Below are 13,298 nucleotides of genomic sequence, written 5' to 3'. Positions count from 1 at the left end.
CCGTTCCTTAAGCCAGATTGACCACCGAAGCGTTAAACCCTTCGGCGGATGATGTATGTTGAAACCAGGCGAGCTGCTGATGCAGCTGCACCACTTCGCCGACCACCAGCAGGGCGGGCATCGGGGCGTCTTTCGCCAGGTGTTCGAGTTGTTGCAATGTGCCGGTTATCGTCTGCTGATCGTCGCGGGTACCGCGGGAAATCACCGCGACCGGCGTAGCGCTGTCGCGACCGTGGGCGATCAACTGGGCGCTGATTTCCGCCGCCTTCATGGTGCCCATGTAGATCGCCAGCGTTTGTTGGCTCTTCGCCAGCAGCGACCAGTCGAAGGGGGCGCTGTCCGGCTTGTAGTGGCCGGTGACAAAGACGGCGCTTTGCGCATAGTCGCGATGGGTCAGCGGAATACCGGCGTAGGCCGTCGCCCCGGCAGCAGCAGTGACGCCAGGCACCACCTGGAACGGGATCCCCGCTTCGGCGGCAGCCTGCAGCTCTTCTGCGCCGCGGCCAAAAATAAACGGATCCCCGCCCTTCAGACGCACGACGGTTTTCCCCGCCTTCGCCGCCGCCACCAGCAGCTGATTGGTTTCATGCTGCGGCACCGAGTGCTCGCCGGCGCGTTTGCCGACACAGATCAGCTCGGCATCACGGCGCACCAGCTCGAGAACCGGCGGGGTCACCAGATGGTCGTGGAAAACCACGTCCGCCTGCTGGATCGCCTGCAGACCACGAAGGGTCAGCAGCCCGGCATCGCCCGGCCCGGCGCCCACCAGAATAATTTCTCCCGTCTCGCGTTCGGGCTTATCCAGCTCATCCTGCAGCGCCTTTTCCGCCTCCGCATGATTGCCCGCCACCATCAGGCTGGCAAAGCGGCCGGTAAAGACGCGTTCCCAGAAGCGGCGACGCGCTTCGGTGGTCGTCAGACGGGTTTTCAGATGGTTACGCCAGTAGCTCGCCGATTCCGCCAGCCGCCCGAGGTTCGTCGGCAGCAGCGCTTCAATTTTCTCGCGCAGAATGCGCGACAGCACTGGCGCTTTGCCGCTGGAGGAGATCGCCACCAGCAGCGGCGAACGGTCGACGATAGAAGGGAAGACAAACGAGCACAGCGCCTGGTTATCCACCACGTTGACCAGCCGGTAGCGCGCGTTAGCCGCCGCAAACACCCGCTGATTAAGCGCCTCATCCTCCGTGGCCGCAATCACCAGAAAGACATCATCCACCAGCGACTCGCTAAATTCCGTCGCCCGCCAGCTAAGCGCCTGGCGCGCCGCCAGATCGGCCAGCGCCGGAGAGAGCGTCCCGGCGACCACCTGCACCTGCGCCTGAGCGCGCAGCAGGAATTTAATCTTGCGTTCAGCAATCTCATCGCCGCCGATCACCAGCACGGGCCTTTGTTTCAGTTCGGCAAAAAGGGGCAAGTAATCCACGGCGCAACAACTCTCTTACAATCAGCGATACTGCGACTATAGGGTGCGCCTGAGAGCAAATGAAATTACGAAATGGAATGAGTTGTGACGCAAAGGAATAACGCTGTGGAAATACAAATATCAAAAAGTGCTTAACGCGCTATTTTTCCGCTATTTAAGAGCAATTGAAATTGTTTAACCGCGGTCACAGTTTCATACTGTACGCGTCAAATTGTCTTGTTCGTGTAAGGACCCCTTATGTTTTCCGCGTTGTGCCGCCGTCTGCTTCCTCTGGCGCTCGGCACCGGTTTTGTTTTCGCCGCCGCCCCCGCTTTCAGCGCGCTGGGCGACACCGCCAGTAGCCAGGCCCGTCATATCGCCACCGTCTTCCCGGGACGAATGACCGGAACACCAGCCGAGATGTTGTCAGCCGAGTACCTCCGCCAGCAGTTCGCCCAGATGGGTTATCAGAGCGACGTGCGCAGCTTCAATACCCGCTACATCTATACCGATAACAATCAGCGTAAGAACTGGCATAACGCCACCGGCAGTACGGTGATCGCCGCCCATGAAGGCCAGTCCCGCCAGCAAATCATTATTATGGCGCATCTCGATACCTACGCGCCGCAGAGCGATAAAGACGTGGAGAACAACCTTGGCGGCCTGACGCTGCAGGGCATCGACGACAACGCGATGGGGCTCGGCGTGATGCTGGAGCTGGCGGATCATTTAAAGAATATCCCCACCCGCTATGGCATTCGCTTTATCGCCACCAGCGGTGAAGAGGAAGGTCGTCTCGGGGCGCAAAATCTGCTACAGCGCATGAGTGAGGCGGAAAAGAAAAATACCCTGCTGGTGATCAACCTCGATAATCTGGTGGTGGGCGATAAGCTTTACTTCAACAGTGGCCGCCGCACGCCGGCCTCGGTGCGTAAGCTAACCCGCGACCGCGCGCTGGCTATCGCCCGCAGCAAGGGGATTGTCGCGGCGACCAATCCAGGACTGAACCCAGCATACCCAAAAGGCACCGCCTGCTGTAACGACGCCAGCGTCTTCGACAGCGCGGGGATCCCGGTGCTGTCGGTCGAGGCAACCAACTGGTCACTCGGTAAAAAGGATGGCTATCAGCAGCGCCAGAAATCCCGCGCCTTCCCGGACGGCACCAGCTGGCATAGCGTGCAGATTGATAATCAGCAGTATCTCGACCACGCGCTGCCGGGACGCATAGAACGCCGCAGCCGCGAGGTAGTGAAAGTGATGCTGCCGCTGGTGAAAGAGCTGGCGAAGGTGGAGAAGAAAAGCTGATACGCACAAAAGAACGCGCGGTATCACCCGCGTGTTCTTCTTGAATTATCACCCAAAGAAAGCGCTAACAGCTTAACCCTCGTGCAATCCGCACTCGCGTTTAAGCCCGAAGAACCGAGTCTCTTCTTCTGCCATGCCTGGTTCCCATTTGCGGGTGGTGTGGGTATCGCCTACCGACAGATAACCCTGATCCCACAGCGGGTGGTATTTCAGCCCGTGCTTTTGCAGGTACTGATACACCGTCCGGTTATCCCAGTCGATAATCGGCAGCACCTTGAACACCCCGCGCTGGATAGCCAGCACCGGTAAGGTCGCCCGGCTACCGGACTGCTCGCGGCGCAGACCAGCGAACCAGGTCTGAGTATTGAGCTCTTTCAGCGCCCGGTTCATCGGCTCGACTTTGTTGATCTCATTGTATTTCTCAATGCCCTCAACGCCCTGCTCCCACAGCTTACCGTAACGCGCCTCCTGCCAGGCGGCGCTCTCCTGCGCCCGATAGACCTTCAGGTTCAGCTTGAGCTTGTCGGTTAACTCATCGATAAACTGATAGGTTTCCGGAAACAGATAGCCGGTATCGGTGAGGATCACCGGAATATCCGGGCGCAGCTGGTTCACCAGGTGCAGACTCACCGCCGCCTGAATGCCAAAGCTGGAAGATAAAGCATACTCGCCAGGCAGATTTTCCAGCGCCCATGCTACGCGTTCTTCGGCGCTGAGCTTCTCCAGCTTCGCATTGGTCTCCGCCAGCGCCAGGATACGTTCCACTTTCGGCAATGCATTAAGCGCGTTTAGATCGAGTACGGACATATAAACCTCGTTTGCCTGTTTTACCGGGCGGCACTGCGTTTGCCCGGCCTACGGGTTTTACAGGCCCGGGTCGCTACGCGCCACCGGGCACCAGGATGTTATTCCCAGAAATCGCGGGCTGGGTCGAGCACCGGGCGAATGATGCCCGCACGCACCGTAAAGTCGCCGAAGCCTTCACCCGCTTCGCGCTCTTTCGCCCAGCGCCCTACCAGTTCGTCTAGCGAGTCGAGAATTTCCGACTCGGTAATATTCTCACGGTACATCCGCGGGATGCGGGTGCCGCTGCGGTTACCGCCAAGGTGCAGGTTGTAGCGCCCCGGCGCTTTGCCCACCAGTCCCACTTCCGCCAGCATCGCGCGGCCGCAGCCGTTCGGGCAGCCGGTGACCCGGGTGACGATATGCTCATCGCTCACGCCGTGCTTGTTCATCACCCCTTCCACCTTGTCGATAAACGACGGCAGGAAACGTTCGGCTTCCGCCATTGCCAACGGGCAGGTCGGGAAGGAGACGCAGGCCATCGAGTTTTCGCGCTGCGGAGTAACGGCATTCATCAGACCATGATCCCGCGCCAGCTTCTCGATCCGCGCCTTCTGATCTTCCGGTACGCTGGCAACGATCAGGTTCTGGTTGGCAGTGATGCGGAATTCGCCTTTATGGATCTTAGCAATCTCCAGCAGGCCAGTCTTCAGCGGACGACCCGGATAATCGAGAATGCGGCCGTTTTCAATAAACAGCGTCAGGTGCCATTTGTCATCAATCCCCTTCACCCAGCCGATGCGGTCGCCACGGCCGGTGAATTCGTACGGGCGGATCGGCTCAAACTTAATGCCGGCCCGGCGCTCCACTTCCGCCTTGAAGGTTTCGACGCCAACGCGCTCAAGGGTGTACTTGGTTTTCGCATTCTTACGGTCGGTACGGTTGCCCCAGTCGCGCTGGGTAGTCACGACCGCTTCCGCCACCGCCAGAGTATGCTCCAGCGGCAGATAACCGAATTCGCTCGCCGTGCGGGCGTAGGTTTTCTTGTTGCCGTGTTCGATAGAGAGACCGCCGCCCACCAGCAGGTTAAAGCCTACCAGCTTGCCATTTTCGGCAATCGCCACGAAGTTCATGTCGTTAGCGTGCAGATCGATATCGTTCTGCGGCGGGATCACCACCGTGGTTTTAAACTTACGCGGCAGATAGGTCTGACCGAGGATCGGCTCTTCGTCAGTAGTGGCGACCTTTTTCTGATCCAGCCAGATCTCGGCATAAGCGCGGGTACGCGGCAGCAGATGCTCGGAGATCTTTTTCGCCCACTCGTAGGCCTCAGCGTGCAGCTGCGACTCGTACGGGTTGGAGGTGCACAGCACATTACGGTTCATATCGTTGGCGGTGGCCAGCGCGTCCAGCCCCACCGAGTGCAGCATCTGATGCACCGGCTTGACGTTTTTTTTCAGAATGCCGTGGAACTGGAAGGTCTGCCGGTTGGTCAGACGAATACTGCCGTAAATGGTGTTGTCCGCGGCAAACTTATCGATCGCCTTCCACTGGGTGGTGGTGATCACCCCGCCCGGCAGACGGCAGCGCAGCAGCATCGCATGGCGCGGCTCCAGCTTCTGGGCGGCGCGTTCCGCGCGGATATCGCGATCGTCCTGCTGGTACATGCCGTGGAAACGGATCAGCAGGAAGTTATCGCCTTTAAAACCGCCGGTCAGACCGTCGTTTAAATCTTCCGCAATGGTGCCGCGCAGGTAGTTGCTCTCAAGCTTCATGCGCTCGGCATCGGTCAGTTTACCTTCGACCACTAAAGGCCCCGGATGTTTTTCGCTCATTAGTAGACATCTCGCTGATAACGGCGCTCAACGCGCAGCTCACTTAAAAATTCGTCCGCCGCTTCGGCGTCCATCGCGCCGTATTCGGCAATCACTTCCAGTAAAGTATGTTCCACGTCTTTCGCCATACGATTGGCGTCGCCGCAGACATAAATGTGGGCGCCATCATTGATCCAGCGCCAGAGCTCGGCCCCCTGCTCGCGCAGTTTGTCCTGTACATAGACTTTTTGTTGTTGATCGCGGGACCAGGCCAGGTCAATACGGGTCAGCAGACCTTCCTTCACATAGCTCTGCCACTCTACCTGATAGAGGAAATCTTCAGTGAAGTGCGGGTTGCCGAAGAACAACCAGTTCTTGCCTTGCGCCCCGTCCGCTGCGCGCTGCTGCATAAAGGCGCGGAACGGCGCAATGCCGGTGCCCGGGCCAATCATGATCACCGGCGTCTCCGGGTTAGCCGGCAGACGGAAGTTGTCATTGTGTTCTATAAAGACGCGGACTTCGCCATCTTCTTCCACACGGTCGGCGAGGAAGCTGGAGGCACCGCCAGCCCGGGCGCGACCTTCAATTTCATAGCGCACCACGCCCACGGTGACATGCACTTCGCTCTCCACTTCCGCCTGTGAGGAGGCAATGGAGTACAGGCGCGGCGTCAGCGGACGCAGCAGACCGATTAACGCCTCGGCGTCCAGCTGCGCCGGCGAGAAACGGACCATATCGACGATCGGCGTCGCAGCAGCATACTGCTGCAGCTGAGCTTTATCGCCCACCAGCGGCAGCAGCGATTCGCTGCGGGTCAGGGTGGCGTAGTTTTCGACGATAGTCGCGGTGTTAACCGTCAGCTCAAAATGCCACTCCAGCGCTTCCGCCAGCGGCAGAGTTTTGCCATCAACGGTTACCGGCTCGTCGCCCTTCAGCCACAGCAGCTCCACCAGCTCTTTGACCAGCTGAGGATCGTTTTGATACCAGACGCCCAGCGCGTCGCCCGGCTGATAGCGCAGACCGGAATCACCGAGGTCAATTTCGATATGGCGCACATCTTTTTCGGAATCGCGGCCAGTGATTTTCTGGTTGACCGACAAGGTCGCCGACAGCGGAGCCTCTTTGGTGTACGGGCTGGTATGGATGTCGTTCACCGCGCCGCTGGTGGCCAGCTGAGCGGGCGCGGCAACTGGCGCACGGGCCTTCAGCACCTCAACAACGCGCGCGCGCCATTCCGCAGCCGCGGTCTGATATTCGACGTCGGCATCGACGCGATCGAGCAGGCGTTCTGCGCCGAGCTCGGCCAGCTTGCTGTCGAAATCTTTGCCGGACTGGCAGAAGAATTCATAAGAAGTATCGCCGAGGCCAAAGACAGCGAACGCGGTCCCGTCCAGCTTCGGCGCTTTTTTCGAGAACAGGAACTTATGCAATGCGACCGCTTCTTCCGGCGGCTCACCTTCCCCCTGGGTGGACGTCACGACCACCAGCAGTTTTTCCGCAGCAATTTGTTTGAATTTATAATCGCCTGCATTCACCAGCTTCACGTTCAGCTTCGCTGCCAGCAGATCGTCGCGCAGCGCTTCGGCGACGCGGCGGGCATTGCCGGTTTGCGAGGCGGAAATCAGCGTGATCGAGGGCACCTCAGCGGCCTGGGCAGGAACGGCCACAGCCGCGCCGGACTGCTGATTCAGCACGCCCCAGAAATAGCCAGACACCCAGGCAAGCTGAGTGGGCGTGAAGTCAGTGGTGGCCGCCTGAAGGCGCGCCAGTTGCTCCGGGTTGAGCGGCAGCAAGTTGGAAGGTGTGGCCTGTGTCGTCATGCGTCGTTTGTTCCAGTAAGCAAAGCTGTTGTTCGCGCCCTGTCAGCGCGACAAAAACAGAAGAGAATAGAAGGGTAACGGTGCTGATAGTAACAATTAAAGAAGGGATGGAAATAATAAATAACCAAATGGACTAACCTGTTTTAGTTGTAGTTATTAACAACAAAATCGATTAAATAACCACATGAAATATAACCATTTAATTCAGATAACCCAGATAAATGTGTCCATTTTCTGTTCAGGGCCGTTTTAGTTAATGCGAAAAAATGTGCTTTCCGGTACCCTACGGCGGTTTTTTTCGTCCTGTTGAGAGTCAATGATGTCCACCACGCTGTTTAAAGATTTCACCTTCGAAGCCGCCCACCACCTGCCGCACGTCCCGGAAGGGCACAAATGCGGTCGCCTGCATGGCCACTCCTTTATGGTGCGTCTGGAGATCACCGGTGAAGTCGATCCCCATACCGGGTGGATCATGGATTTTGCCGAGCTGAAGGCCGCCTTCAAGCCGACATACGATCGCCTGGACCACTATTATCTGAACGATATCCCCGGTCTGGAAAACCCCACCAGCGAAGTGCTGGCGAAATGGATCTGGGATGAGATGAAACCGCGGGTACCGCTGCTGAGCGCCGTGATGGTCAAAGAGACCTGCACCGCTGGCTGCGTCTATCGCGGCGAGTAAGCGAAAAAAAAGCCCGGTCAGTACGCTGCCGGGCTTTTTTATCAGGCAATATTCAAATATTTGTGCGTCTGCATGGACAGGCGCCAGTTACGGGCGATGCAGGTGTCGATACACAGGCGCGTCGCGTCTTCTTTCTGACTGATCGGCTGCAGGGCGATGATCCGCGGTTTGTCATCGCTCAGCGTTTCCAGCAGTTCGTCCAGCGCTTCGATGTCGCGGACGCGCCCTACCGGATGCTTGATCTCATCCGCCCGCTGCAGAGCCTGCGACAGCACATCATACCCGCCACGCATATTAACCTTCGGGGATACCGTCACCCAGGTGTTGTGGCTGCAGCGCACTTCATGGGTGCCGCTGGTTTCAATCTGACAGCTAAAGCCGTTTTGTTCCAGAAGCGAGGTTAACGGCGTTAAATCATGAATGCAGGGTTCACCGCCGGTAATGACCACGTGGCGGGCAGTCCACCCCTGGCGCCCAATAATCGCCAGCAGATCCTCGCTGCTTGCCGGCCCCCACTTATCGCTCTCTTTGGTTTTCGCCAGGATGCTGAACAACGACACTTCCCGATCGGCCAGCTTGTCCCAGGTATGCTTAGTGTCGCACCACGCGCATCCTACCGGGCATCCCTGCAGACGAATAAAAATGGCAGGCACGCCGGTGAAGTAACCCTCGCCTTGCAGGGTCTGGAACATCTCGTTAATCGGGTACTGCATAGTCATCTCTGTTTAGGGTCATAAACGTCCATTATCGCAGATTTCAGCGCACAGGTCTTGTCCTGCGCTGCGATCCCTTTTTTACCCCTTCGTCAATATCCGTGTCGGGAATAATATTATTGATTAAAGAAACAATCTTTTCTTTTGGCTTAATTTATTAGCATGATAAGAATTAAAATAATTAATATTCTGACACGTGGACTGAAAATGTGTAACAGAAAATGTTATTCCTGTCATTCAGGATAAAATAAAAGGTCCAGACAGCAAAATAAAAAACCTTAAAATACAGTGATGTACAAACTGATACATGAAAGAGTGAATTATCTGGCCGATCTGCGAGTCCAATTCAATCCGCCGGTGATAATAACCTTAAACTGGTCTTAATAAATCCCTGATCGGGCCCCTTCTTTATTTAATCGTCGTTTACTTTTGCCCGCCTAGAATCCCGCAGACCAACCATAATGAGATAGCGTTTATGACCACATTATTAATTACCGGCGTTACGGGGTTTCTGGGCGGTGCCGCGTTAGAGAAAATACTCCATCAGGAAACCCGGTTAGATCTGCTACTGCTCGTGCGTGCTGATAGCCCCGAGGCAGGCCTCGAACGGGTCAAAGAGAACATGCGTAAGTTCAACATCGCCGAGGAGAAGCTGGCGATGCTTCACCCGCAGCATATCCTGCTGGGCGATCTCGCTTCTCCGGAGCATTTTCTTAACGATCCGCGCCTCGATCAGGTGACGCATGTCCTCAACTGCGCCGCTGTCGCCTCGTTTGGCAGCAACCCGCTCATCTGGAAGGTTAACGTTGAGGGTACGCTGCGCCTGGCGCAACGGATGGCGCAGGTTGAGGGTCTGCAGCGTTTTCTGCACGTCGGCACAGCGATGTCATGTTCGCCTGAGCCGGATTCACTGGTCGCCGAAAGCGCGGAGTTTCGGGAACGCGCTGAGCACCTGGTGGAATACACCCACTCGAAATCAACCATCGAGCAGTTGATGCAGCAGCATTGCCCTACACTGCCGCTGGTCATTGCCCGCCCTTCTATCGTGGTGGGTCATACCCATCACGGCTGCCGGCCTTCCAGCAGTATTTTCTGGGTGTTCAGCATGGGGCTGATGCTGCAGAAATTTTTATGTTCCATGGAGGACCGAATCGATGTCATCCCGGTGGACTACTGCGCTGATGCCCTGCTGATGCTGCTTAACCAGCCGCTGGCTCACGGCGAAGTGGTGCACATCTCTGCCGGGGAGGAGAATAGCGTGAAGTTTGCCGAAATCGACCGGGCGATGGCTCAGGCCCTCGAACAGGCCCCGGTGGGGGATAAGTACGCCCAGGTCAGCTATGACACGCTGGTCAAAATGCGTCGTGAACTGAAAGGGATATTTGGGCCATGCAATGAACGTCTGATGCTGAAAGCCATGCGCTTATATGGCGCGTTCGCTACGTTGAATGTGCGCTTTAGTAACGACAAGCTGTTGAGCATGGGAATGCCAAAACCACCGCGTTTTACGGATTACATCGACCGCTGCGTGGAGACCACTCGCGGGCTGTCGATCCCCCAGCAAATGGCCGTCGATTTTAAATAATCGCCGACGAGGTAAAAAAAATGCCAGCCCTGAGGCTGGCATTATTATTTCACAAAGACAGGATTATGCCTGGCCTTTGATCTCTTTACGACCGTTGAACGGCGCTTGCTCACCCAGCGCTTCTTCGATACGAATCAGCTGGTTGTATTTAGCAACGCGGTCAGAACGGCTCATAGAACCGGTTTTGATCTGGCCTGCAGCGGTACCGACAGCCAGGTCAGCGATGGTCGCGTCTTCAGTTTCGCCAGAACGGTGAGAGATGACAGCGGTGTAGCCAGCGTCTTTCGCCATCTTGATGGCAGCCAGAGTTTCGGTCAGAGAACCGATCTGGTTGAATTTGATCAGGATGGAGTTAGCGATGCCTTTTTCGATGCCTTCTTTCAGGATCTTGGTGTTGGTTACGAACAGGTCGTCACCAACCAGCTGGATTTTGTCGCCCAGTACTTTGGTCTGGTATGCGAAACCGTCCCAGTCAGATTCGTCCAGGCCATCTTCGATGGAGACGATCGGGTACTGTTTGGTCAGGTCTTCCAGGAAGTGAGTGAACTCTTCAGAGGTGAACGCTTTGTTGCCTTCGCCAGCCAGAACGTATTTACCGTCTTTGTAGAATTCAGATGCTGCGCAGTCCATCGCCAGGGTGATGTCTTTGCCCAGCTCGTAGCCAGCAGCTTTAACCGCTTCAGCGATAACAGCCAGTGCTTCGGCGTTAGAACCCAGGTTCGGCGCGTAGCCGCCTTCGTCACCAACGGCAGTGTTCATGCCTTTGGACTTCAGCACTTTCGCCAGGTGATGGAACACTTCAGAACCCATGCGTACGGCTTCTTTCAGGGTCGGCGCGCCAACCGGCTGAATCATGAATTCCTGGATGTCGACGTTGTTGTCAGCGTGCTCACCACCGTTGATGATGTTCATCATCGGAACCGGCATGGAGTATTTGCCCGGAGTGCCGTTCAGTTCCGCGATGTGCGCGTACAGCGGCAGGCCTTTGGACGCTGCAGCTGCTTTGGCGTTTGCCAGAGAAACAGCCAGGATAGCGTTCGCACCGAAGTTAGATTTGTTTTCAGTACCGTCCAGGTCGATCATGATCTTGTCGATGCCAGCCTGATCTTTAGCATCTTTGCCCAGGATTGCCTGAGCGATCGGGCCGTTTACCGCAGCAACAGCTTTGGTTACGCCTTTACCCAGAAAACGGGATTTGTCGCCATCGCGCAGTTCCAGCGCTTCGCGGGAACCAGTAGAAGCACCTGACGGAGCAGCTGCCATACCGACGAAACCACCTTCCAGGTGTACTTCGGCTTCAACAGTCGGGTTACCACGGGAGTCGATGATTTCACGACCGATGACTTTAACGATTTTGGACATTAGGTTTTCCTCAGTACAAGTTAAACTAAAACTCCAGACAAACAATGCACCCAGTTGGGTGCATTGCCGTTCTAACTCTTTTACTTCGCCTGACGCTTCTGGTACTCGCTCGCGGCTTTCACAAAGCCAGCAAACAGCGGGTGCCCATCACGCGGCGTCGAAGTAAACTCCGGGTGGAACTGGCAGGCAACAAACCACGGATGGTTCGGCACTTCGATGATCTCGACCAACTGATCATCCCCGGAACGGCCCGCAACGCGCAGACCAGCAGCTTCAATCGGTTTCAACAACATGTTGTTGACTTCGTAGCGGTGACGATGGCGCTCGGTGATGGTCGGCTCGCCGTACAGCTGGCGCACCAGAGATTCATCATCCAGCTGGCACTGCTGTGCGCCCAGGCGCATGGTGCCGCCCAGATCGCTCTTCTCGGAGCGGACTTCAACGTTGCCATCTTCGTCACGCCATTCGGTAATCAGGGCCACAACCGGGTATTTACAGTCTGGCACAAATTCCGTCGAGTTGGCGTTTTCCATACCCGCTACGTTGCGCGCGAACTCAATCAGCGCAACCTGCATACCCAGGCAGATGCCCAGATAAGGAATATTGTTCTCACGCGCATAGCGCGCGGTGGCGATCTTACCTTCCACACCGCGGTAGCCGAAGCCGCCCGGGATAAGGATAGCATCTAAATCCTTGAGGATTTCGACGCCGCGCGTTTCCACATCCTGCGAATCGATCAGCTTGATGTTGACGGTCACGCGGTTTTTCAGACCACCGTGTTTCAGCGCTTCAATCACCGACTTGTAGGCATCCGGCAGTTCAATGTACTTACCGACCATACCAATGGTGACTTCGCCTGCCGGATTGGCTTCTTCATAGATTACCTGTTCCCATTCGGCCAGGTTTGCTTCCGGACAAGTTAAGCTGAATCGTTTACAAATATAATCGTCCAGCCCCTGAGATTTCAACAGGCCCGGAATTTTATAAATGGAATCGACGTCTTTCAGAGAAATCACAGCCTTTTCCGGAACGTTACAGAACAAAGCAATTTTGGCTCGTTCGTTGGCCGGAACCGCGCGGTCTGAGCGGCAGATCAGGATATCTGGCTGGATACCGATGGAGAGCAGCTCTTTCACGGAGTGCTGGGTCGGCTTGGTTTTGACTTCGCCCGCAGCAGCCATGTACGGCACCAGGGTCAGGTGCATAAACAGGGTATGCTCGCGGCCGATCTCTACCGCCATCTGACGAATGGCTTCGAGGAACGGCAGGGATTCGATATCGCCTACGGTACCGCCGATTTCCACCAGTACGACGTCATGGCCTTCGCCGCCCGCCAGTACGCGCTCTTTGATAGCGTTAGTGATGTGCGGAATAACCTGAACGGTGGCACCCAGATAGTCGCCACGGCGCTCTTTGCGCAGTACGTCGGAGTAGATACGGCCGGTGGTGAAGTTGTTGCGACGCGTCATCTTGGTACGGATGAAACGCTCATAGTGGCCCAGGTCCAGATCGGTTTCTGCGCCGTCTTCAGTAACGAACACTTCCCCATGCTGGATTGGGCTCATGGTGCCCGGATCGACGTTGATATACGGATCCAGTTTCATGATGGTCACGTTGAGACCACGGGCTTCAAGAATGGCTGCCAGGGAGGCTGCGGCAATGCCTTTACCCAGAGAGGATACGACCCCGCCGGTCACAAAAATATAGTTCGTTGTCATGCTGAACCTGAGAAGTTAGGGTAAAACGATGGAATAACCAGGACGGGAAAGTAGTATACCCGAACATGCGTGACGCCACAAACTTTCATTCTTCCCCTCCCCTTCGTTCTTCAA

The 13,298-nt window shown here is 56.3% G+C and carries 10 protein-coding genes; 3 read left to right on the top strand and 7 right to left on the bottom strand.

The window, feature by feature from the left end; all coding sequences use genetic code 11:
* Positions 1-7 precede the first annotated feature (7 nt).
* Positions 8-1,414, bottom strand: a complete 1,407-nt coding sequence (gene cysG, locus DTA24_RS05495) for a siroheme synthase CysG (RefSeq protein WP_162494494.1) — start codon at positions 1,412-1,414, stop codon at positions 8-10.
* A gap of 246 nt (positions 1,415-1,660) precedes the next feature.
* Between cysG and DTA24_RS05490 the strand changes: the two genes are divergently transcribed.
* Positions 1,661-2,707 carry an aminopeptidase gene (locus DTA24_RS05490; RefSeq protein WP_012540734.1) on the top strand — a complete coding sequence of 349 codons (1,047 nt, stop codon included), beginning with the start codon at positions 1,661-1,663 and terminating at the stop codon, positions 2,705-2,707.
* Between the two features lie 72 nt (positions 2,708-2,779).
* Here the strand turns inward: DTA24_RS05490 and cysH are convergent, their stop codons facing one another.
* The 3 genes from cysH to cysJ all read right to left on the bottom strand — a co-directional run bounded on the left by cysH (position 2,780) and on the right by cysJ (position 7,124).
* Positions 2,780-3,514, bottom strand: coding sequence for a phosphoadenosine phosphosulfate reductase (gene cysH / locus DTA24_RS05485; protein ID WP_008806238.1), 735 nt, complete (start codon positions 3,512-3,514; stop codon positions 2,780-2,782).
* A gap of 98 nt (positions 3,515-3,612) precedes the next feature.
* A complete protein-coding gene (cysI, locus tag DTA24_RS05480; protein WP_008806239.1) occupies positions 3,613-5,325 on the bottom strand; it encodes an assimilatory sulfite reductase (NADPH) hemoprotein subunit in 1,713 nt (570 codons plus the stop codon).
* On the bottom strand, positions 5,325-7,124 hold the full coding sequence (cysJ, locus tag DTA24_RS05475; protein ID WP_012540733.1) for an NADPH-dependent assimilatory sulfite reductase flavoprotein subunit: 1,800 nt from the start codon (positions 7,122-7,124) through the stop codon (positions 5,325-5,327). Before cysJ ends, cysI begins: the two co-directional genes overlap by 1 nt.
* Before the next feature lie 316 nt (positions 7,125-7,440).
* Here cysJ and queD point away from each other — a divergent pair, with 316 nt between their 5' ends.
* Complete coding sequence (gene queD, locus DTA24_RS05470) at positions 7,441-7,806, top strand: 6-carboxytetrahydropterin synthase QueD (protein ID WP_004174641.1); 366 nt, start codon at positions 7,441-7,443, stop codon at positions 7,804-7,806.
* Positions 7,807-7,847: 41 nt separating this feature from the next.
* Here the strand turns inward: queD and queE are convergent, their stop codons facing one another.
* A complete protein-coding gene (gene queE, locus DTA24_RS05465; RefSeq protein WP_008806241.1) occupies positions 7,848-8,519 on the bottom strand; it encodes a 7-carboxy-7-deazaguanine synthase QueE in 672 nt (223 codons plus the stop codon).
* 475 nt (positions 8,520-8,994) lie between these two features.
* Between queE and DTA24_RS05460 the strand changes: the two genes are divergently transcribed.
* Positions 8,995-10,104, top strand: coding sequence for an SDR family oxidoreductase (locus tag DTA24_RS05460; protein WP_008806242.1), 1,110 nt, complete (start codon positions 8,995-8,997; stop codon positions 10,102-10,104).
* A 63-nt stretch (positions 10,105-10,167) separates the two neighbouring features.
* Here the strand turns inward: DTA24_RS05460 and eno are convergent, their stop codons facing one another.
* The gene (gene eno, locus DTA24_RS05455) at positions 10,168-11,466 is read right to left on the bottom strand and encodes a phosphopyruvate hydratase (RefSeq protein WP_008806243.1); all 1,299 of its coding nucleotides are present in this window, start codon (positions 11,464-11,466) and stop codon (positions 10,168-10,170) included.
* A gap of 80 nt (positions 11,467-11,546) precedes the next feature.
* Positions 11,547-13,184 carry a glutamine hydrolyzing CTP synthase gene (gene pyrG / locus DTA24_RS05450; protein WP_008806244.1) on the bottom strand — a complete coding sequence of 546 codons (1,638 nt, stop codon included), beginning with the start codon at positions 13,182-13,184 and terminating at the stop codon, positions 11,547-11,549.
* Between the last annotated feature and the right edge of the window lie 114 nt (positions 13,185-13,298).

The sequence above is a fragment of the Klebsiella sp. P1CD1 genome, from assembly GCF_003790505.1.
GTDB lineage: Bacteria > Pseudomonadota > Gammaproteobacteria > Enterobacterales > Enterobacteriaceae > Klebsiella > Klebsiella variicola.
Note: the sequence above shows the minus strand (reverse complement) of the source record. Positions and strands in the feature narration are given on the sequence as shown.